The organism is Methylobacterium sp. D54C, assembly GCF_053345595.1.
In genome coordinates, this window is record NZ_JBKFAK010000011.1 from 120785 (window position 1) to 142483 (window position 21699).

The 21699-nt window shown below is 66.8% G+C and carries 17 protein-coding genes and 1 pseudogene; 12 read left to right on the forward strand and 6 right to left on the reverse strand.

Annotation, left to right across the window (positions count from 1 at the left end):
* Positions 1 to 37: 37 nt before the first annotated feature.
* Positions 38 to 1246 carry a hypothetical protein gene (locus ACLBYB_RS20575; protein WP_447699878.1) on the reverse strand — a complete coding sequence of 403 codons (1209 nt, stop codon included), beginning with the start codon at positions 1244 to 1246 and terminating at the stop codon, positions 38 to 40.
* A gap of 426 nt (positions 1247 to 1672) precedes the next feature.
* On the opposite strand from ACLBYB_RS20575, the gene ACLBYB_RS20580 reads away from it, so the two are divergent.
* The 9 genes and pseudogenes from ACLBYB_RS20580 (at position 1673) to ACLBYB_RS20620 (ending at position 9021) form a co-directional block, all read left to right on the forward strand.
* Positions 1673 to 2281, forward strand: coding sequence for a hypothetical protein (locus ACLBYB_RS20580; RefSeq protein ID WP_447699879.1), 609 nt, complete (start codon positions 1673 to 1675; stop codon positions 2279 to 2281).
* A gap of 30 nt (positions 2282 to 2311) precedes the next feature.
* A complete protein-coding gene (locus tag ACLBYB_RS20585; RefSeq protein ID WP_447699880.1) occupies positions 2312 to 2740 on the forward strand; it encodes a hypothetical protein in 429 nt (142 codons plus the stop codon).
* A 71-nt stretch (positions 2741 to 2811) separates the two neighbouring features.
* A pseudogene (locus ACLBYB_RS20590) lies at positions 2812 to 3108 on the forward strand (relaxase/mobilization nuclease domain-containing protein); the annotation flags it as partial.
* A 484-nt stretch (positions 3109 to 3592) separates the two neighbouring features.
* Positions 3593 to 3823, forward strand: a complete 231-nt coding sequence (locus ACLBYB_RS20595) for a hypothetical protein (RefSeq protein WP_447699906.1) — start codon at positions 3593 to 3595, stop codon at positions 3821 to 3823.
* Positions 3824 to 4529: 706 nt separating this feature from the next.
* On the forward strand, positions 4530 to 5132 hold the full coding sequence (locus tag ACLBYB_RS20600) for a PAS domain-containing protein (RefSeq protein ID WP_447699881.1): 603 nt from the start codon (positions 4530 to 4532) through the stop codon (positions 5130 to 5132).
* 340 nt (positions 5133 to 5472) lie between these two features.
* Entirely contained in the window at positions 5473 to 6051 is a 579-nt protein-coding gene (locus ACLBYB_RS20605; RefSeq protein ID WP_447699882.1) for a tyrosine-type recombinase/integrase, read from the forward strand.
* A 58-nt stretch (positions 6052 to 6109) separates the two neighbouring features.
* Positions 6110 to 7090 carry an AraC family transcriptional regulator gene (locus ACLBYB_RS20610; RefSeq protein ID WP_447699883.1) on the forward strand — a complete coding sequence of 327 codons (981 nt, stop codon included), beginning with the start codon at positions 6110 to 6112 and terminating at the stop codon, positions 7088 to 7090.
* A gap of 159 nt (positions 7091 to 7249) precedes the next feature.
* Positions 7250 to 8542, forward strand: coding sequence for a flagellin N-terminal helical domain-containing protein (locus tag ACLBYB_RS20615; RefSeq protein WP_447699884.1), 1293 nt, complete (start codon positions 7250 to 7252; stop codon positions 8540 to 8542).
* A 131-nt stretch (positions 8543 to 8673) separates the two neighbouring features.
* On the forward strand, positions 8674 to 9021 hold the full coding sequence (locus ACLBYB_RS20620) for a hypothetical protein (protein ID WP_447699885.1): 348 nt from the start codon (positions 8674 to 8676) through the stop codon (positions 9019 to 9021).
* A gap of 753 nt (positions 9022 to 9774) precedes the next feature.
* On the opposite strand, the gene ACLBYB_RS20625 is transcribed toward ACLBYB_RS20620, so the two are convergent.
* The 5 genes from ACLBYB_RS20625 to ACLBYB_RS20645 all read right to left on the reverse strand — a co-directional run bounded on the left by ACLBYB_RS20625 (position 9775) and on the right by ACLBYB_RS20645 (position 16229).
* Complete coding sequence (locus tag ACLBYB_RS20625) at positions 9775 to 10287, reverse strand: N-acetyltransferase family protein (protein WP_447699886.1); 513 nt, start codon at positions 10285 to 10287, stop codon at positions 9775 to 9777.
* Positions 10288 to 10539: 252 nt separating this feature from the next.
* On the reverse strand, positions 10540 to 11634 hold the full coding sequence (gene mcrC / locus ACLBYB_RS20630; protein ID WP_447699887.1) for a 5-methylcytosine-specific restriction endonuclease system specificity protein McrC: 1095 nt from the start codon (positions 11632 to 11634) through the stop codon (positions 10540 to 10542).
* Between the two features lie 3 nt (positions 11635 to 11637).
* Positions 11638 to 13860, reverse strand: coding sequence for an AAA family ATPase (locus tag ACLBYB_RS20635; protein ID WP_447699888.1), 2223 nt, complete (start codon positions 13858 to 13860; stop codon positions 11638 to 11640).
* Between the two features lie 406 nt (positions 13861 to 14266).
* Complete coding sequence (locus ACLBYB_RS20640) at positions 14267 to 15187, reverse strand: LysR substrate-binding domain-containing protein (RefSeq protein WP_447699889.1); 921 nt, start codon at positions 15185 to 15187, stop codon at positions 14267 to 14269.
* A 247-nt stretch (positions 15188 to 15434) separates the two neighbouring features.
* Positions 15435 to 16229, reverse strand: coding sequence for a lytic murein transglycosylase (locus ACLBYB_RS20645; protein ID WP_447699890.1), 795 nt, complete (start codon positions 16227 to 16229; stop codon positions 15435 to 15437).
* 1553 nt (positions 16230 to 17782) lie between these two features.
* Between ACLBYB_RS20645 and ACLBYB_RS20650 the strand changes: the two genes are divergently transcribed.
* The 3 genes from ACLBYB_RS20650 to ACLBYB_RS20660 are packed head-to-tail and all read left to right on the forward strand — an operon-like array spanning position 17783 to position 21655.
* The gene (locus tag ACLBYB_RS20650; protein ID WP_447699891.1) at positions 17783 to 18826 is read left to right on the forward strand and encodes a DNA adenine methylase; all 1044 of its coding nucleotides are present in this window, start codon (positions 17783 to 17785) and stop codon (positions 18824 to 18826) included.
* Positions 18823 to 21036: an Eco57I restriction-modification methylase domain-containing protein gene (locus ACLBYB_RS20655; protein WP_447699892.1), complete on the forward strand. Its 2214-nt coding sequence runs from the start codon at positions 18823 to 18825 to the stop codon at positions 21034 to 21036. The genes ACLBYB_RS20650 and ACLBYB_RS20655 overlap by 4 nt, the downstream gene beginning before the upstream one ends.
* The gene (locus ACLBYB_RS20660; RefSeq protein WP_447699893.1) at positions 21014 to 21655 is read left to right on the forward strand and encodes a hypothetical protein; all 642 of its coding nucleotides are present in this window, start codon (positions 21014 to 21016) and stop codon (positions 21653 to 21655) included. The genes ACLBYB_RS20655 and ACLBYB_RS20660 overlap by 23 nt, the downstream gene beginning before the upstream one ends.
* The last annotated feature ends 44 nt before the right edge of the window (positions 21656 to 21699 follow it).

Genomic DNA, 21699 nt, shown 5'->3' on the forward strand with positions numbered 1-21699 from the left:
ATCTTCCGGCAAGTTGAACGCGCCCCGTGTCCGCCGCTTACCGTCCCGCCCCCTTGTCGAGGGACACGACGGACCTCTTGGCCGCCCGCTGCCGACGCTTGCGGTCGCGGCCCTGCCTCCTCGCCTCTTCGAGCCTCGCCTCGAACAGGTCCCGGGGCGAATTCGCCACCGGCTTCGCCGCTTCCTGGCCTGGAGCCACGTCGGCCTCGTCGTGGCCCATCCTGCGGATGGCCATCGGGGTGGTGAAGAACTTCCCCGCGACCTTCGTGATGGCGAGCGCGCCGTCGCGCCCGGCCGTGCGCAGGGTGTTCGTCGTGATCGGGCCGGTCGGCCAGAACAAGGCGGCGGCTTCCGGCAAGGTCAGCAGTTCATCATCGGTCCACTCCTCGACGCGGGGCCTTTCGGCGATGCGCGGGGGAAGTCGGCGCCTCGGCGGCATCGGCTCCCCCGCACAAAGGGAGCCGTCTTTCGATCGTGAGTCTAGGGGGACCGGCGGCGGCTCGGCCGGCTCGGTAGCATCGAAGGCTTCATCGGTGTCTGGCGCCGATGAAGCATGCCAAGGATCAGGTAAGTGTTCCTTGGCGGCGCTCAACCTGGGCGCACCGTAAGTCTCAGCCGATGCTGACGAATTCCTCTCCGCATCGGCCCAGCCGACGTGGCGTTCGGCTTCACCGCTTTTCGACGCTGTCCCTCTGAGCGACAGTTCGGGCGCCAGGATGCCCGACTGAGCCCGCGAAGGATTGGCGCAAGGATTATCCCAGGGCGGGAATGCGACGTTTTGGCACGATTCGGAGCCTGAGATTCCCTGGCCCCGGCCTCCCGAATCGGTCGCGGCGCCGCGTTCGCGGGAGGCCGCGACCTTGTCCGGCACGATGGGCGCAACCCCGTCGGCCAGCTCCGCGATGAGCGGGTCCACCGGGTCCACGGGCGGGAGCCCTGGGGATGCCGCCGCAGGCGGCATCCTCTGGAAGGCATCCCGAGGGATGCCTTCCATGGCTGGCTCAACCCCTTCTTTCGGCCTTTGGCCACCCTGGTGACGGTCCGGAGATGTTCGCCCCATGGCCGTGAGCCCCTCGGGAACCCACTCCCTCCGATTGTCGATCTCGGCCCTCCGCCGGGCCTGCGCCGGCACCCGGATCGGGGCGGCAGCCAGCCTGCTCGGGACGGGGATGCGCGCCGCGGGCTGCGGCGGTGCCGGCGGCAGCAGGCCGTGCCGGCGCATGTAGGCGACGAGACTGGTGAGCATGATCGGTCCTCAACTCGGTGGTGATGGGACCCGATTGTTCCGTGACGCCGCACCCCGGCCAAATCCGATGGCCTCCAACGAGTGCGGCGGCGGCACCCTCAACCATGGATGTCATCCCTTCTCACGCGGCCGCCGGGGTCGTTTCAGGCCAGCGGCCGACGAATCGCTGGTCATCGCCGCTACAGCCTTCTCGGCCATTCCCGTTGCTAAGCATCGCCGGCTGTCTGACTGTGCTCGATCCAATCGAGTTTCGTAAACGTACCCTAAACAGCCCACGCGCGTTTGCGCCGATCCGGAATGCTAAAATCCTCGGCAAATATGGATGCCTATCACAGCCCAGGAATATTTTTGTAATCCCACTTGTTGCGTCGACACTTTGTGCTCTGATCGTCGTGATCCCGGATTCGGCCGGGGAGCTACAACACGATGCTCGGCCTCAGACTGTTCCGTTCGACCACGCCGCGCCTCCCGCTCCCCGAGGCAACCCTAAAGGCTCGCCCCGATGAGGGATCGCCGGGCATGGGCGGTTCGCGGGAAGCGTCGGGCAAGCTGCGCTCCCTGCCGTTGCCATCGCTGTCATCGGCCACGCGGGACTACGCCCTCGCGGTCGACTCCGGCTACGTCGACCGCCTCCGGCCGCGCGATCTGGCCGGCCTCGCCGGCATCATGGGACCGCAAATCTGGGCGTGGCAGTTCGCGAGGCGCCTCACCGGCCAGCCGCCGTGGCGCGCCGGCCGAAACGCCAGCGAGAGCTTCGAACGCTCGCGCGCGCTGCGCGAGATGATGCTCGACCTGGAACTGTGGGAGCGAGCGGTCGCGGCGCATCACGCGCAACAGCAACGCGCGCTCCTCGGCGGCGGCGAGGCGCCGCCGCCGTTCGGGGTCCCGTCCGAGGTACTCGAAGCCATCGAGGCCCGCCGTGAGGCCGTCCGGGAAAGGGCGAGGCGCCGGCAGGCCCGAGCCGCCGGCGGCGGCGCGGCCCCGCTACCGCAGGAGGGGGTCCACCACCCTCCATTCCCGACCGCGAAGCCGTGAACGCGGCGGAGGAGAGGCAGGGATCTCAAGGTGACGGCAACCGAAATGAACGATGTGCGCACGCAAGGCGAGGCGATGGGGCCGACGGCGGCAGAGGGTGCGGCCACAGTCCGGCGCCGGGTCCGGCCCGGACTGGCGGTCCGGTTCGTGACCCGGATGAGCGACGACCTGCACGCCGCCATCGTCCGGGCGGCCCGGAGCGACGGCATCTCCACCGGGGCTTGGATGCGCCGGACCGCTATGGGGCGGCTCGGCCTTCGGTCGGACCGGGACGCCCACAGCAACGCACCGACCCGCACTCCCGACCAGGACGTGGCGACGCTCGCGGCCGCGGTCCGCGAACTCGCCGCCCTGAGCGCCGCGCTCTCGCTCGGCGATGTCGCCGGCGCCCGTGCCGGCGTCGACCGCGCCCGCCGGATCCTGATCCCGCTGGCGCTCGGCCGGTCGGGCACGCGGTGATCACCGGCGGCACGCGCGGGAAGGGGCTCGGCCGCGCACTCGCTCGCCATCTCCTGCACGCAGGGAACGCGGTGAAGATCCTGCCCTCACGCGGCCTGGGCGGGACCAGCCTGCACGAGCAGATCAGGGAGATCGTCGCGCAGTCCGCCGGCGGTCGCACCGACCGGCCGATCTACCATGTCTTCTGCAGCCCCGAGCCATCGGCGCCGGACGGGCCGGCCGCCAGAAAAGCCTTCTGGGACCTTTTCGAGCGTGAGTTCGGCCTCACCGGCCAGCCGTACTGCGGCGTCGAGCATACGAAGGAAGGCAGGACGCACGAGCACCGGGTCTACGGACTGGTGCTGCCATCCGGCAAGGTCGTCGACCTGCGCTTCGACTATGCCCGACGCGAGAAGTGCGCGCGCATCGTCGAGCATGGCGAGGGACTGCCTGCGGTCCCGTCCAGGCACGCCCGTGCGGTCTCGCGCCGGTTGCGCGCCGAGGGCCGGCACGATGTCGCCGCCTGGCTGGAAGCTGCCGGCACGACGACCGCGCCCCGTCCCGAGGCTCCGCTCACGCCGCGGGAGCGCATGGTCCAGGAGCGCACCGCCACCCCGCTGGACGCGACGCGCACGGCGACCCTTGATGCATGGCGCGCCTCGAACGATGGGCCCGCCTTCGTGGCCGCCCTGCGCGCCAGGGGACTCGACCTGCGCCTGGGGCGGCGGGGCCCCGTCATCGTCGACGGGGGCGGCGCGGTCCATCTCGCCACGCGGGTGATCGGCGCCGCGGCACGCCGCTCCGAGGGAGCCCGGATACCCGCGGCGGAGGTGCGGGCGCGCCTCTCGGGGCTGACGTTGGAAAGGATCGACGATGCAGGAGACGGAGATCGCGCGGCGGCTCGCCGCCCAGGAGAGGCTGCTCCACGAGCTGCTGGCGGCCCTGGCTCCGCCGGAGGAGGGGAGCGGGTTCGACGACCTGGTCGAGACGCTGGCCGACCTGACCGAGGCGGTGGCGGACATGGCGGGCGCGGTGAGGGGCCTGCCCTGCAGCGGCTGCGGGCGAGCGGGCCAAAGGAACGGCTCGCCAACCGCCGGCGTCTGATGCGGCCCTTGCCCGGCCCCGGCTATCAGGCAGCGGCGGCGCGCGCCCGGGACGCAATCGCCCGCATCGATGCGGCCGCCAGCAGGAAGCGGGAGCGGGCTTGGGCGCTCTGGGGCCTCACCGACATGTGGGGCCTGCCGTTGGGTTAGCGTTGCAGGGTAATGATGTGACGTCGGCCTCCCGCACGCAGTCCACCCGGACCGGATGTGCAGCTGCGGCATCGCCGTTGGCTCCACGAGTGCGCCGCCTGCGCCGCCTGGTAGTGCCGTCCCATTTCGGCCGAGGTCTTGGCCATGCTGGGTTCAGGCCGCGGTGTCGCGACCACGCCGTCATGGAGGTCGCATCGTGTGTGCAACAGTCGAGAATGAACCTTCGGAGCGGCACACGGGAACATCCAGCCGCCTCGCAAGGATCGCACGCCGTCTCGACGTTCCGGTCTCTGCTTTTTACAACTCCGCAGTCCGGACGGGACAGGGAGCGGGCGCCACATCATCGAGCGAAGACGTGTCCGAACTGATCCGGCTGTACTCGGAATTGGATAAGAAAGGCCGGGCTGCCGTGCTTAGCCTGGCCCGTCGCCTACTCGATACGTAGTGGATGCGACTGCCAGCCGCTCGCGCTTAGGTTGCACGGCGGGTTGACTTCGAACACTCTGACGCCGCCTGGACCGGTTCTCTCCGACCGGGCGGAGGGGGGGGGGACGTTCGTGGGCAAGGCCATCCAGCCGTCGCTTCTCAACCTGCCCGGCTGCCTGGCCGCCGCCGGCGTCGTCGGCGCCTGGACGCATGACGTCGCCACCGACCGCGTCGTCGCGGACAAGGACGTCGCCGCCCTGTTCGGCATCGTGCGTCCCGACCCCTGCAACGGGGATCCCCTGGCCGCTTACGTCGAGGCCATTCTCCCATCGGACCGGGCAGGTTTCGCCGCCGACGTCGAGAGCGCCAGCAGGCGTGGGACACCCATCGCCCTGCAGTACCGGGTACGGACGGGCGAAGGCGTGCGCCTCGTCCGCGATTACGGCAGCTTCTCCCTCGACGCCAACGGTCGCCCGATGCGTGGCCAGGGCATCGTCATCGATGCGACCCGCACCAGGCCCCGCGACGTGGCGGAGGCCGCGATCGAGGTTGCCGCGTCGCGGGTGCCGGACGCGGCCCTGTCGCGGGAGGTGACCATGCTTGCGGACCACGTCATCGCGGCCAGCGAGATCGCGCGTGCCCTCCCGTCGGCACGTCTCCGCGCGCTGACCGACCCGCTGCTGTGGGAGGTTGGACGCCTCCTGGCGTGGATGATGTCCGGGCGTGGCGCATAGCGGCGCATCCACTACAGGACCGCCTTTTCGCGGCAATCAGGATCTTCGGTCACGTACGAATTGGCGCGACTCTCGATGGAGGGTCTTTACGACGAGCGAAGCCTGGACAAAGGTTGCCATCGATTCGTGCAACACTATTGCCGATTTTGTTGAAGGCATTCTTCTCACTACGCTTTTAGACACTGACCTGGGACGCTTGTTCCCGCCGAACCTGGCCGATTACTCCCTCTCTCCCCTGGGCGCGCGTCCCTTGCGAGGCGAGCTGGTACAAAATCGGCAATTCCGTCCTGGCGCACGGCACTCGGCTGGCGACCGGCGGACGGTCCCAGGACTCGCCGCGATGACACGTCCCCTGCCAAGGGCCAGCCTCTCCCTCCATACGGCCCAGGGTCGCCGGAAGTACCTCACCCCGGGAGAGCGTCTGCGCTTCCTAGAGGCTGCCGCCCAGGAGCCGGGCGAGGTCGAGACGCTCTGCCTGACCCTGATCTGGACCGGCTGCCGCATCAGCGAGGCACTCGGCCTCACGCATGCCGACCTCGATCACGAGAACCGAACCGTCACCGTACGCTGCCTGAAGAAGCGCCGGACGGGCGTCGTGCGCGAGGTGCCGGTGCCAGCCCATCTCCTGGCCACCCTCGCGCGCATCCACGGTCATGGGGCACCGGATGCCCGGCTCTGGCCGATCGCACGCAGCACCGCCTGGCGGGACGTGAAGGCGGTGATGGCGTCGATCGGCGTGGGCTCGGCCGCCTCGTCCCCGAAGGGCCTGCGCCATACGTTCGGGGTGCACGCCGTCCGCTCGGGCGTGCCCCTAAACCTGCTCCAGCGCTGGCTCGGGCATGCCAGCATGGCCACCACCGCCATCTACGCCAACGTGATGGGAGCCGAGGAACAGGAGATCGCCGCGCGCATGTGGTAGCGCGCCGCGTCGGTGGGCGCCCCCTCGAAGGTCGAGATTGCCGGCACCCGGCGGTCCGGTGATCGTCGAGCATCGCTTCGCGCACATCCCCCAGGATGCGCGACGTGGCCGCGCCTGGGTCGCCAGCCTCGCCCCCCTGATGGAGGCGCGTCTTGATCACGGCGCGCGCGTGCCGGTCGGTGCCTTCCATCGCTACCGCCATCTCGGCGAGATGATCCTCGGCGACTTCGAGGCGCCGGCCCAGACGACCGAGCGTCCGGAATCCCTCGTGATCAGGCAGGCGCTGGACCATCTCGTCCTGCGCACTCACTTCCGGGGCCGTGCGCGCATCGACACCGGAGGGTCCGGCGGCGAGATCGGCCCCGGTGACATCGTTCTCCTCGACCTCGCGCATGCCATCCGCATCGATGCCGAACCGTCCGCCGGCGTCGAGCTCATCCTGCCTCGCTTGGTGCTGGCGGATGGTGCCGGGAGGATCGAGCTCCAGCACGGGAAGATCCTCGGGACCGAGAACCCGATGACCCGGCTCGTGGCCGACCACCTTCGCAATCTCGCCGCCTGCCTGCCGGTGCCCGACCCGGCGGCACAGCTCGTTGCGGCGACGCTCGCGCTGTGCCGCGCGATCCTCGCGCATTCCGCCGAGAGCACCCGAAAAGAGCCGGGCGACCCGACCATCATAGCGATCCGGCGCTTCATCGAGGCGAACCTCGCGACCGTGGACGTGTCCACGCTCATGGACCGTTTCGGCCTCTCCCAACGCTCCTTGTACCGGCTCTTCCCGGATGAAGGGGTGTCGACCTTCATCCGTGACCGACGGCTCGCCCAAGCGATGCGGACGCTCGCACGGCTGCCAACGGGGGCCCGGCCGCCGAAGCTCGCCCGCCTGGCCTATGATTGCGGCTTCGCCGATCCCCGAGTCTTCAGCCGTGCCTTCAGAAGAAGGTACGGCATCCTTCCCGCCGAAGCCCGAGCGGGCATCCAGGGAGCGGATGACGAGGCGACTCTCGTGCCGCCACTGGCATGGCTGCGTGCGCTGTGACCCCATGGCGGGCCGCCTTGGCGAGAAACGTCCCCATGCTGGCAGGGAACGTCCACCAAGCATCGTGGGCAGCCAAAAACGGTCACCACCGGCAAAAGGGCCACGACCCGAGACTTCGCCCGTCGTCGCGATCCCCGCGACCCGCGAAGGTCCCCGCCCATGTCCTCGTCCATCACGCTGTCCGCCGCCACGCGGCAGAACCTCCAGTCCCTGCAGGACACCGCGGCGCTGGCCGCGACGAACCAGAACCGCCTGTCGACCGGCAAGAAGGTCAACTCGGCGCTCGACAACCCGGTGAACTACTTCACCGCCGCCGGCCTGACCGACCGCTCCACCGCCCTGGGGAGCCTGCTCGACGGCATCTCCAACGGCATCCAGACGATCCAGGCGGCCTCGAAGGGCATCGATAGCATCACGAGCATCGTGAAGCAGATGCAGTCCGTGGTCGCCCAGGCGCAGTCGAACGCCACCACCAACCTGCCCAAGCTCCAGGGCACCCAGGCCCTCGCGACCTCCGGAGAGGCCACCGCCACGGGCAAGAGCCTGCACGACACCGCGCTGGCGAAGACGCTCGCCGGTACCGCCACCCCCGCGAGCTCGTCGGCGACAGGCATCGTCGGCATCGACAACACCAAGGCCGACACGCTGCAGCTCGCCGCCGGCAACACGGTCTACAACGTCAGCCTGACCTCCGGCACGGTCAACGACCTGGTGAACAACATCAACAAGTCAGGCATCGCCACGGCGGCCATCGACAGCCAGGGCCAGCTCCAGATCACCGGCACCGGCTCCGACACGCTGACCGTCGCCGCCGGCAAGCTCAACACCACGACGGGTGCTCTCACGGCCGACGCGGGCGAGCTCGCCAAGCTCACCGGCGGCGCAGCCCCCACGGCGGCCGGCGGCACCTCGGCGCAGCGCTCGGCCCTGGTCAGCCAGTTCACCGCCCTACGCGACCAGCTCAACCAGACGGCCAAGGACGCCGGCTACAACGGCACCAACCTGCTCACCGGCGACAACCTGACCATCGCCTTCAACGAGAAGACCGGCACCGCGCAGTCGAAGCTGTCGATCCAGGGCAACGCCCTCACCACCGACAGCCTCGGCATCGGCAAGTTCGTCGATTCCGCCACGACTCAGTCCGGGGCCAACGTCGGCATCCAGAACAACGCCGACCTGGGCAAGGCCTCGGACGCGCTGACGAACGCGCTCGCCAGCCTGAAGTCGCTGTCGTCGAACCTGGGCTCGAACCTGTCGACGGTCCAGAACCGGCAGGACTTCACCAAGTCGATGATCGACGTGCTGACGACCGGCGCGGCGAACCTGACCAACGCCGACATGAACGAGGAGGCGGCGAACTCGCAAGCGCTTTCGACGCGCCAGTCGCTCGGCATCTCGGCCCTGTCGCTGGCCAACACCGCCAACCAGGGCATCCTCCAGCTCCTGCGCTGATCCCGCGCCCCACCGTCCCCGGCGCCACAGACGGATCTCTCGCCAGTCTACGTGCTCTCGGCCGGCCGCACCCGCCGGCGGAGACCGCACGGTCCCCATCCCGGCCTTCGTGGCCGCCCGGAGCGTCCCCCGTGATCCCGAGATTCCTCACCCTCCCTGCGACCGTCCTCGGGCTGTCCCTGGCTGCCTGTTCCGGCGAACCGTCCGAGTCCGAGATGCTCCAGGCGGTCACCAAGTTCACGTCGACTCTGTACCAGCAGCAGGCTGCGGCGATGGCGTTCGTCGTCGGTACGGGGCGCGGAAACCTACCGGCGATGCCGACCGTCACCGCCTTCCGCAAGCTGGGCTGTCAGCCCGTCGAAATCGGTGTCGGGCATCTGTGCGAGTTCACGGCCACCCTGAGCGGTAGGGGGGAGGCGAAGGACCGCGCCCGCTTCTTCAGGGCTGCCGATGGCGCCCTGGTGATGTCGGTCAACTGACCCGGAGGTAGCAGCCATGACCCGCGTTCCCGTCACCGCTCGCATCATCAGCGCCGGCATCCTCGCGGCTGCGGCCTCCCCGACCCTTGCGGAGACCGGCTTCACCATATCCGGGCCGGCCAAGCCATCGCGCGGTGGTTCACGGATGCCGGGGCCCCGACCTGCACCGATGCGGCCGGCTCGTCGCTCGCGGACGCCGTGCAGCACTGGTGCCGTACCGACTCGGCGATCGTCTGCGTGTAGCCAGAAGGGCGATCAAGCCGCTGCCCGCCGAGCGGCGACCTAACCACGAGCGTCAACCTCGATCCAGCAAATGCGACCTCCGTGGTGTTCCTGAGGTGGCTGAAAGACCCTGCGGGCAGCGCCGAGGCGATTGCAGCCGCCGTATTTCGGGACGGCCCGGAAGGCTGTCGGGTCGCGCGCAGATTGCCCGGCATTCAGGCCCGGCCAGCCGGATAGGTTCTCATCCGAGGCGACGCCGCCACGCGACCTAGAATAAATGCCGAAAGAATACAATGACCGTACTGCACCACAAGCTGACAACTCGATACGACAAAGCTTCACCGCTGGACATCGACGTTAATGCGCCCGTAGTCCGCATGCTATGGGCGCGGCGCGTCATCAGCAATTCGATCCTGAAAACGCTATCGGGACAGAATTGGTTATAACTATTGCACAGATTCATGATCGTGGATTTTAAACTATTCAGATTCTTGTTAACGGCAGGATAACAATTCCGATTTTGAAGAGCGATTAGTGTCTGTATTTGCGAGGAAACTGCTTTGACAATTTGAGAGGCGCGAGGCTTTTGCACATCATCCAGAAGCTGCGCTCTTCACCATCCGTATCGCCTCTGACCAACTCCGCTATGATCCCACGCACTTGCCAGCCTGAGCGCTCATAAAACCGCCGTGCGCGTTCGTTGCCGACGAGGCAATGCAGCTCAGCCTCCCTAATACCGTCGTCGTAAAGGCCTTGTTCAGCTGCCTTCATGAGGCGCGGCGCGAAGCCGGAACCGCGGACCGCAACGTCAAGGAAAAATTGCGCGAGCAGCGAGCCCTTCCAGGCGGCAAATCCAATGATTTTTCCCTCAGCCTCGCCGAGGATTACGTTGGGCATCACATTGGCTAAGCGGTCCAGGAAAAAGCTTTCGCCTCGCGCCTCACGTTCAGTATACGGCATATACGGCCCGTGAGTCTCGTGCCAGACGCGGTGGTAAAGAGCAGCGACCGAGGGAAGATCATCTTTACCGGCAGAACGAACCATTGGCGCCCCATCATACCACAATTTTAACAATAAAGTCAGATATTTATTGTGAATATATACTCAGTGGGTAGAGAGTAGTCGTACTGAACATGTCCCTCTTGTCATGGGTGAGCGTCCGCCGCGACCTACACGACCTCTTGGCCGACCTTCCACGACGCAGGGTGACCGCGGGGCGCCCACGGTCTCATTAATTTCGAAGGTAAGCTTCGGGGCCATGCCAGGTAGGCAGCGCATCGGGTCGGGTCGGCGGGATTACGGACCCGCGATTTCGAGTAGCCTGGCACGCACGTCCGCCCCGGGACGCGCAAGATCCACCGTTGCAAACCTGACGCGATGCCCTTGGATCGTCACGCTCTCGTCGATGTGGCGATCTAGGGACGGATGGAGCAGTACCCCCTCGGCGACGTCCGAACGCGCGTCGCCCCTCCCGGCCTGGGACCGAAGGTAGGCGTACATTTGGTACAGGTGCGGACTCTTGAACGACTCGCCCCCGTAGGGACGAGAGGTCAGGATGCCGGTGAACTTGGTATCGATCACGATCCGGTGCCCCGCGCTCTCCAGGACCACGTCGGCCTGCATGCCTGGGAGAAGCGCGGCAAGACCAGGTGTGGGCACCGCTATGTCCCAACCAAGGCCGTGCTGCACCCGCACGTTCCGCGCACGCCCGAGCTCGTGCCGATAGAAGCCCGCCACCGCCTTCTCGAAGATCCTGCGGAGCAGCCGCTCGTCGCGATCCAGGCGCGTGAGTTGGACACCGCCCGCCGCCTCCGCTGGGACGAGGAGGTCGAGCGCCATCGTAGCGACCGCCACCATCAGGCGGTCCTCGGCATCCTGCCGTGCAACCTGATCCCTTGAGGATTCCGAACGGGTCGGGCGTTTGCCGCCTACGCCCTGCGCCGCCAGCGTCCGCGCGAGGGCGCCGCAGCGCCGGGACAGGTCCGGCTTCGGGACGACAGCCGCCATACGTTCGAGGGCGGCCCGAACGAGTCTGTTGCGCGGCGTGTCGTTGGTCATTTCCTCGAAACGGCAGGCGACCAGTCCGCGCCGGAGCAGCGAGCCGCTTTCCGTCGACAGCCAGTCGATCCGTCCGCGTACCCTCGGGAGCGTGGCCGCGGTCATCAGGTACCCACGCGACAGGCTGCGACGCAGGCGGCGCTCGACCACGGTCGCGAGCAGGATCGCCAGAAGCTCCGGCAGCTCGGTCTCCTCGTCGACGTCCGCATCCGCCCGATCCAGGAAGCCGGCCAGGTCCGCGGCGTAGACCAACAGCATCCAAAGATTGCGGACGGGTATCCCGACGTGGCTACGCCACGTCGCATGTCCATCAATGGTCGATGCGACTCTCACCCCTCAATCCTGCAGGCGAAGCGCGGCCGTTCGTTCGCTAGCCTTCGTTGGGTCGTCGAACCAATATTCCGCGAGCAGTGGCGCCACCTCGGTGACGATGGTTTCGTCGTACCATCGCCGCCAGCCGTCCTCGGACTTGGCATCGTCGCCGACTGGGGTCACGAAGCTGTGGCCGACCTGGAACTGCGCCCCCAGCGCTCGATCCTCGGCGATTGCGGTGTTGAGCGCGTCCATGCGCGCCCCAATCTCGGCGACTAGTGCCGGCGGGAGCCCGCGATCAATGCACCATGCCCGCCACGGCGGGCCGAGTTCCGGCATGAGCGTGAGGAACGCGAAGCGACGGCGTAGCGCGAGGTCGACCAGCGCCAGCGACCGGTCGGCGATGTTCATGGTGCCGACGATGTACAGGTTCTCCGGCACGTAGACGCGCTCATCGATCGATCTCGGGTAGGCGAGGCGCAGCGCCTCCTCTGGACCGCGCTTCGTGGCCTCGACCAACGTCAGCAGTTCGCCGAGGATCTGCGCCGGGTTGCCGCGATTGACTTCCTCGATCACGAGGACGAAGGGCCGTTGCGGATCTGCGGCAGCTGCCTGTACCGCCTCCATGAAGGCCCCGTCGGCTAGCCTCAGCCCACCCAGCCCGTCCGGCCGCCAGCCGCGCACGAAGTCTTCGTACGAGAGCGATGGTTGGAACTGCAGCGCGACTAGCCGTTCGGGGTCCTTCGCGCCGATCAGAGCGTATCCGAGCCGCTTCGCGAGCCAGGTCTTGCCCGTGCCGGGAGGCCCCTGGAGGATGAGGTTCTTCTTGCGCCGCAGGAGCTCCACGGCGGCCTCGATGCGGTCCTTCCCAAGGAAGCAACCCTCGCCGAGGATGGATTGCGCGTCGTAGGGCGCTGCGGGCGCCGCCGACCGTTCCGGCGAGGGCGCCGCGTCCTCGCCCGGGATTCCGTCGACTTCGACGTTCTGCTCGGGCGCAAGCCGCCACAGCCGCTCAAAGTCCTCCGGCAGCGCCGCAGCGTAGTCCTCGCCGTCGTCCGTGAGGACCAGCCGACCTCCGTCCGCCGAGCCATCGAGTTGGACGAGGCCGACCAACCTCGCCCAGTTGACGATATGCGAGCCGGGAAGCGTGGTCGTCCAGGTCGGTACGAGATCCTGCACCCGTTTGGCGGCCTCGCTGTGCCGCAGCTTGCCCGGCTCGCGCCTGACCATGAGAAGAAGATGGCCCATTCCGAAGACCCGCCCCACAAGCGGGGCTCGAAGGACCTGCACCGGGTCGCTGGCGATCAGGAGTTCCTGGCCGCGCTCCGTCGGCCGGTAGCTGCCATCCTCAAGCCGGATCAGGCCAAGGCCGCCCATCGCCTGGGAGATCATGCCCGGTGCCGACCTGGCGTTGAGCTGCGATGCCTCGTTCAGGACGACGTCGATCAGGTCTTCCCGGGCGATGCCCTGTTCGGCTTCGCGCACCATCGCGACCAGCAGGTTGACGTTATCCCTGACCGTCGCCAGCGACCGGCGCTGCGCGTTCGCCGGCAGAAGGGAGAGCGGCGGCAGCGCATTGGCCTCACGTTGGGTCGGTGGCAACGCCACGGCGCCGTCATCCGCCCGCGACACCTTGGTCTGCCACAGGAACCAAGAGAAGATCGACTGGTCTACGCTCTGTTCAATCGTCGCCACCGTGCCGACAGCCTCGCGGATCCGCTCTCGTAGACCCGGGTGCTGCGCGACGTAGCCCCCCGTGAAACGCAAGGCCCCTAGTGCACGCTGGACCGCGAAAACGCGGCCAGCATCCATGAGGCAGGTCATGTCGTCCGGGAACATGGAGGCCAGCAGCCGCACCAATCGCGCCTTGGGACGTCGCTGCGTGTAGCGGGGATAGACCCAGCCCAGCACTTGGTCGAAGAGCGCCTGAAGACGTAAGCCGCGATCCTCGACACCCAGTTCATTGAGCGAGGCGCGCGCATCGAACAGGAGGTCCGCCAGCTGCATGTCCTGGTAGGCGTCCACGACGGTGACGGCTTGGCCCGGCCCGATGCCGGAGACGTCCGACGCGTCCCAAAGCATCCTCTGGAACTCTGGCTCGCGCCACGCCGCCCGGTCGGCATTGCGCACCCTGTGGACTTGGCTCGCGTAATTCTGGCGCCAAGCCCTGGCCCAATCCTCGTCCCTGTACGCGGCGAACTCGCCTTCGTAGAGGCCACGCAGTTCGGCTGGACCGAGGCTATGCATTTCAACTCCCTTTCCCTAGGGCTACCCTAGATTATTGGGACCGCCAACGGTTTTGGCTCGTGATCCCCTCTCCCGGATGGTGAACGAGGATCGGCGGCCTGTGGCTGACCCGAGCCATCGCCCATGAATTTCGCGACCGGATGCGTTTGGTCGGCCCGGACCACGGTCGGGTAATGCGCTTGAGAACGGAACGCGCCAGTCGGTTAACAACTGTCTCCTCGCTCCGCCGACGAGAGCGAAAGGCGGCGAAGAGCCTGCCCACGTGCTGCGACCGATCGTGCCGGCTTAGCTCTTTTGATCCCTTTGATCGGCTAAGGAAGCAAACCCGATGCGTCGTGCGAGCCACCAGGAGGGGACGAGCGAAGGAGGCGACACGATGTGCCGGTTCTGCCAGCATCGCGCGATTTTAGGCCGACTGAATGATCTCCATCTTCGAGGCTATGTAGTCCTCAAGAGCGACGAGAAATGCCTGCGCGTCGGTGGATGATCTGCGACGGACGGCGCACAAGGCATGGATCTCGAACGTGTCTTCTGCCCTTTCGGGAAAGACGCGAACGAGATCACCTCGGTGGATGGCCTCGACGGCCAAGAAATCCGGAAGCCGGCCAATGCCTGCACCTTCCGTCAGCGCGCGTGCCAGCGCCGCGGGCTCGCAAATTGCGCTTCGGAGGCTGACATCCAAGTGCTCCCAGCCGCCGTCAGCCGTGCCGTATGACCACCTCACCGATCGAGCGTCGCCGGAAATCAACACATGATTCTCAAGGTCGACCACTCGGGCCGGCGTCCCCCGAGCGGCTAGATATCTAGGGCTCGCGCAGGTCCACATCTCCGTGGTCATCAAGTGGCGGGCAATGGAGTCGCCCTCAGGCCGTGGGCCGACGCGCAAGGCGAGGTCCACGGGGCCGACTGGAAAACCGGGATTGTGATCGTCGACGTCCAGGATCAGACGAACGTGCTGGTTTTGTGCGATGAAGGTCGGTGTCATCGGTGCCACGAGCGACAGAGCTACCGAAGTCGGTGCGCTGACCCGCAGCATCCCCGGCGGATGGCCACGGAACTCGTCGAGGGCAATGGTCGCCTCTTCGATGTCTGATAGGATGCGCATCGCGTGAGGACGAAAGAGCAAGCCAGCGTCCGTGAGGCGCAACTGCCCGGCCGATCGGTCGAGCAGCGCAGCGCCGAGCGCGGCTTCGAGCCGCGAGAGCGAGCGACAAACCGTCGATTTCGATAGGGAGAGCGTGCGTGCGGCCCCCGATACGGTGCCGAAATCCGCAAATCGGGCGAAAGCCCGAATATCCGCCAACTCCACCACTCGACCCAAATCCATACCGGCGCATCCGTCCGGTTCATATCCCGTATGGCACCACGCCGATATACCGCTCGCCGCCCGGGCATGGGGATCGAGCTTCAGGAGTCTAGGGACCGAGCTGACCGGCGCGGTCGGGCGGCCACACGGTAGTGAGGTCGGGCCGGCGGAAGCCGTCACTGCCCGCATTGGCGGGCGGTCTCGGCAGCTTTCCGCAAACCCTGCTCTCGTGCCGCGCCACTCGCGATGCGACGAAGATCGAGAGGAATTAATCGTTGTCGATCTGGCGCCCGAGCAGCGCGATCGCCTTCTCGTAGACGGGTGCCGCGTTCCAGCCCTGGATCGCCGCGAAATTCGGCTCGCCGGGCTGGTAGCCCGCGCCGGCCCGCCAGCCATGGGCCTTGAGGAAGTTGGCCGTGGACGACAGGGCCGCACCGACGTTGTTCAGGTCACCGGTGCCGTAGGCCAGCACGTTCTTCGGCAGGAACTGGGTGTGGCCGACCTCGCCGTGGGCCGCGCCGCGGGTGTTCGGCGTCAGCAGTCCGCGATCGACCAGGGTCAGCGCGGCGTAGAGCTGGTCCGTGAAGTACTCGGAGCGGCGGCAATCGTAGGCGAGCGTCGCCACAGCGGAGAGCGTGTTGACGTTGCCGCGCACGGCGCCGAAGCCGGTCTCCATGCCCCAGATCGCCAGGAGCGGGCCCGGCGGCACGCCGTACCGCTGCTCGATCGAGTCGAAGAGGGCCGCGTTCTGCTGCTTCAGGGCGCGGCCCCGCTTGACGATGGTCGGGCCGCCGCGCTTGGCGAGGAACTGGTCCAGCGACAGCTTGAAGCTGTGCTGGCCCCGGTCCGCCGAGATGGTGGCGGTCGAGTAGGTCGTGTTCTGCAGCGCCGCGAGGCTGGCCGCGCTGGCCCGGCCGCGCGCCTCCTCGGCGAATTGCCGCTTCCACGCATCGAAGCCGGCCGCGGTGTTGCCGCACTGCGCGGCCTGCACCTGCCCGGCGCTGAGAGCGATCCCGGCGATGGCCGCGACCGCGAACGCTTGTGGCCGCAAATTCTCGATCACGCGAAACGCTCCTTAGGCATGTCGTCATGCCACGCGGCTGAGCCGATACCCGCCCGATCTTGTCGAAATGAAGGCACGGCGACATGGCCTTCGCTTAGCCGAAGCTTTGTCGGGTTGGAAAATTGGGCAGCAGGTAGATTTTCGGGGCGGAAGGGCAAGCGGACAACAAAAAAACCAACTGCCCGGCGTGCACGCTGATGCGAGGCTATGGGCTGGTTGATCGAATGAGCCGAAGCTTCCTAGAGTCAGCCGTCTTGGCCTTCTCTCCTAGAACGCATCACGCATCGCGCGATTGAGAGCCTCGAAGCCTTCTGCAAGCTTACGCCTCGCCGGGGCAAGCGAGGGGATCATCACGCCGAGTACCTCTTCGTTGTCATCGGATCGAGGTTCTCCGGCGACGGCGGAGGCAGCCGCTTTTGGGAGAATAGCTGCGGTGGAAGCGGGGACCGCCGAAGACGAACTGGGATTCCGGGATATGGCGATGCGATGCACTCTACCTGGACGCTCTCTGGGAGCAGCCATCGCGACCAAGGGCTCTTTCCCCGTCTCGGGAGCAGGTCGCGTCTCACCGACAGGCCCGTCCCATGCGCGCATCGACCGATCAGGTCGCAGGGCAAGAGCACTCACTATCCGGCTGGGCGGCAGGGGCGTCACCAGTTGTGTCGGACCGAGGGCCGATATCTGGATCGCGACCGGAGTCTGCTTGTAGGAGGCCAACGCCCCCTTCGCTTCGTGGGCCCCGGGAGGCGCGAGGGGCAAAGACTGCGTGGCTGGGGGCGCGGACAAGCGCGCCACTGCCGTGACAGCGGCAACTTGGCCAGATCGATCCAGGCGAGCTCGTTCCATAGGAGCTGCAGCCAAGACCGGCACCCCATCTTTTAGGTCAGGCCAATCCCTGGCTTGTCCCACTTCCACGGATGCGGGGGGCGCGGACGCCTTGCCCGCGAGGCCCGACATGGCATGAAACGACGCGAAACCGAAGGTGCCGGCCCCAGCAACAGCGACGAGCGCCACGAACACGCCGCCGAGACCGCAGCCTTCCCCAGCAGTCTTTTGCCGCAAAGCGAGGAGCGGTTTCAGGGCAAGGTCGATCATGACCCGATATTCGATCCCACAGATGGCCTGAGGTTTGCTGGTAACAGCGAGCTGACCGCCCCGCAGCGACCGACGCCCCCTGGCAACACAACCGTTCCTGAACCGGCAATACGGCGAAGATGTGCTTCAGGATGGATCCGGAGCGCGCGATCAATCGAATCCCGTAATGTGTAGTGCCTTGTCCCCACCACCTCCGTAGGGGGCCGCGCTTGGAGGGGGCAATGTTCGCCCGGGGCGGCACCGAGCATGATCCTGCCCTGCGATGGTTCAAAACGGCAGCTGGTCTTGCCGGGCGCCCCGCCTCGGTAAGCTGTGGACAAACAGGGAACCATGCTGTTCGATATGGCAGGTCCGGACGTTGTCGACGAAACGCGACTCGCTCTGGATGGATGCGGGTGGTGCGGCTAAGCTTATGCGGATTCGCCCGCGGAACGGGCGTATCGGCGGAGATCAAGGCCTTGGCGTTTCGCTACATCGGATCGAAGGCCCGCGTGGCACACGCCATCCTCGAACATCTGGGGACGCCGTCCGGCGGTCGGTTCGTGGACCTTTTTTGCGGGACCGGCGCGGTAGCCGAGGTGGCTGCGCGGGCCGGCTGGCCCGTGCTCCTGAACGACCATCTCCATGCCGCCACCGTCGTGGCCGGAGCCCGCCTGACGGGGGCCGAACAGGTCCGTTTTCCGGGGTTTGGAGGATACCAGGCTGCGGTAGCGACCCTGAACGCCACAAAGCCGCGAAAGGGCTTCATGTGGCGGGAGTACAGTCCGGCGTCCTCCCGAAGGATCGGGATCGAACGCCGCTATTTCACCGAGTCCAATGCCATGAAGCTGGATGGCATGCGCGCCTTGATCGCGGCTTGGCACGAGGCAGGCAAACTATCGGACGCAGAGCACCGATTGCTCCTGGCCGATCTCGTGGGAGCGGCCAACCGTGCCGCCAACACGGCCGGGACCTACGGCTGCTTCCTATCTCGGTGGCAGGCGCAGGCTCTGCAGGAGGTCCGTCTCGAAGCTAGGCTTTTGCCTGAACGCATGCCGACGTTCACGACCAGCACCCGGAACGCGCGCGACGTCGAATGCCGTCCCAGCGACGTCGCCTATCTCGACCCGCCGTACACCAAGCGACAGTACGCTGCTTACTACCACATCCTTGAGACCCTGGTCCTCGCCGACGAGCCGCAGGTCGAAGGTGTCGGCGGGATCCGCCCTTGGCGGGAGAAGGCATCCGATTTCTGCTATCGGAGGAAGGCCGTGCGAGCGCTCCGCGACCTAGTCGCCGGCCTGCCGACGCGTACGGTCCTGCTTTCGTACAGCGATCAGGGCCATGTGCCGCTCAGCGATCTCAAGGCAGCCTTGGCGCCGCTCGGCGAGGTAACCCTCGAACCCCTGATGACGATTGGCCGGTACCGGCCGAACGCGGTCGCCAGCCAAGCGGGTTCCGAGGTGTCCGAAGTGCTGATCCGCGTGGATCGGTCGGTCCCGACGCTGAAGGCCGCGGCATGATCGGCACGGCGACCGCAGAGGAGCGACAGCTAGCCGGCCCGCGGGAAATCCTCCGGCGTTCTGCCGAACGCTTGGGTGGATCCGACGAAGCGAGGTTTCAGATCCTGGAAGCCGGCGCCAGCCGCCTTGGAGGATTCGACCTTACCGCTTTCCAGTCCGCCTTCGCATGTCGTCCGGTGGCATCTGTCGGACGGCTGATGGATCTCGGCCGGGATCTCGTTTCGTCCATAGACGGATCGGGCGTACCGCCAGCACTGGCCTTGAGCTCGCTTGCCCGCGAGCCCTTGACCAAGTCTCGCCAGCGCACCGACGGCGCCTATCATACCGATCACCGCCTGGCCCAGCATCTCGCCGACGCCGTGCGTGACTGGCTCAAGCCGGGTGCGCTCGTGCTCGATCCGGCTTGCGGGGCGGGCATGCTGCTTGCCGCGGTGGCCCTGGCCGCGTGCGGTTCCGACCGGATGCTGGCATCCGAATGGATGGCGTATAGCGTACATGCCGCCGACCTGTCGGCGGCGGCCCTCCGCGGCACGCTTCTCTCGCTGGCCAGCCTCACTAACGACGTCGATGCCCTGCACGCGATGCGGTCGCGCTGGCAGGTTCACGACAGCCTTCTCGTCCCCCGCGAACGCTGGCTTGCGCTCGCCCCTGGGGGCTTCGACGTCGTCGTGGGCAACCCACCGTGGGAAAAGGTGAAGCTGTCACGACATGAATTCGTGAAGGGTGCGGGCGTCGCGCGACACTACGGCCAAGACTTCCTGCCGGCGGATCTGCACGGATACGACGCGGCGCGCTTGACGGCCGCCGGACGCTCGGCGCTTCTCGCCGCGCGCTACGCCACACTCTCCGACGGCGAGCCGGATCTTTATGTCGCCTTCACCGAGTTGATGGTTGGGCTGACAAAGCCTGGGGGACACGGCGCCCTCCTCGTGCCGGGCGGCCTGATCCGGTCCCAAGGCACGGAAGGGCTCCGCCGATTTCTGTTGCGCAAGTCGTCGGCGATGCGGCTCACGGTGTTCGACAACAAGGCGCGGTTCTTCCCGATCGATACGCGCTTCAAGTTTCTGGCTGTGACCTATGCGGCCGCGCCTCCGGGACGATCGGCCAAGGCGGCGATCGAGCTATGCCATGGGCACGGTTCGACGCGGGGGGTGGAGGTGACCCCGCCCGTTCAGCTCGCGCGCAAGGTGTTGGAGACCATCAGGCCAGACCTGACCATCCCGGAGGTTCGTACCGACGCCGAATGGCGGCTGTTTCTCAGGATGCAGAAGACGGGCGAGCGCACCGACGCCCCTGGATCCCAGTGGCAGCCCCAGTACCGCCGCGAGGTGGACATGACCCATGCGCGCGCCGACTTTTTGTCCGCCGCAGGGAAGGGAAGGCTGCCTGTCGTCGAGGGCCGCATGGTCCAACCCCATCGGTTCGGTGCCAAGGTCTACGTCGATGGACAGGGACGTGCGGCACGCTGGTCGGCAATGCCTCCCGGGGCGTCCACCGTACGGCCCCAGTTCTTCATCGACGCGGAACGGGTCGCCAAGCCCTCCCTGGAGCGCTCGCGCAGCGTCCGCGCAGGGTTCTGCGACATCACGGGACAGACGAACGAGCGTTCGATGATGGCGGCCCTAATCCCGCCGGGCGTCCTGTGCGGCAACAAGGTCCCGACCGTCCTTTTCCCGAATGATCCGGGGGTTGCCCGCCTGCAACTGTGGATCGGCATCGTAAACAGCCTCGCGTTTGACTGGGCGATGCGCAGAGTGGTGACGACCACGGTCAATTATTTCCTGTTGGGAGGTTTGGCCCTGCCTCCCTTGCATCCGACGAGCCTGCCCGGTCGCAGGCTGATTGAGATCGTGGCGCGGCTATCGGAGCTCGACAGGGCCGGGCCCCCGTCCCCGACGATGCTCTGGCGGATCGCCGAACTGCGTGCGGAGGCGGACGTGCTCGTCGCGCGTTCCTACGGCTTCACCGTCGACGACATGCTTCTCGTGTTCGACGATTTCCCGCTACTGGATCGAGGGCAGCCGGCCCTTCCCGGAGAGCAGCGTTCGACTGCGACACGGGATCTCGTCTTAGCCAAGTGGTCGGACAAGCGTCGCGGCGATGGTATAGACTGGGCGGCACGCATCGAATCAGCGCGAGGGGCGGGAGCGGTGCCATACGTTCCCGCCGAACTCGCCGAACATGAGGTTGGCCTACGGGATGCCAAGTGAAGAGAGACAAGCCGGGACGGTCGCGACGGCCGTTCGGCGCATCCTCGCGCGCGAGGTCCTGCCGGGCGACGTGAGGAAGTTCAAGGCCAAGTCGAACGATAAGAAATCCGGTGGCGGTGCCCGCGACATCCGTCTTCGGCCGCAGGATGCCTTCTTATCGTTCATGGCACGAATGTTCCCGAAGACCGAGACTGTCAAACGCAAGTTGCACGGAAAGAAGGTCGAGGGGACCGTGCGTACCGGCGAACTCCATTGGTTTATCGGCCAACCCGGCGATACTTCAAATGAACGACGGGCCCCTATCGAGGTTTGGGATCCGACCGATGCTCGTCCGGGCGAGGTTCGCCTGGCTAAGGTCCATCGGTATGGCCTCGACGACCAATTGGAGGCCCTACAGTTCGATGAGGATACGGATCGCGTGTTGCTCCTCTTCGTTCAGATGACCGATGGACGGATCGAGCCCCGATTCGTTTCGCATGCTCACCTGAACGATCCGGATTGGGAGCCCGAGGCCAAAGCCTTCCTTCTGCGGTGTTTCACGGACACGCCCCCTGGAAGGGCTGCGCAGGGTTGGATCGACTTCGAACATGGCGACAGCTACCCCTCGCCGAGGCGTTGAGCATGTCCGGATCCCCCGCTCCGGGCGCCGGAACGGCAATGGCG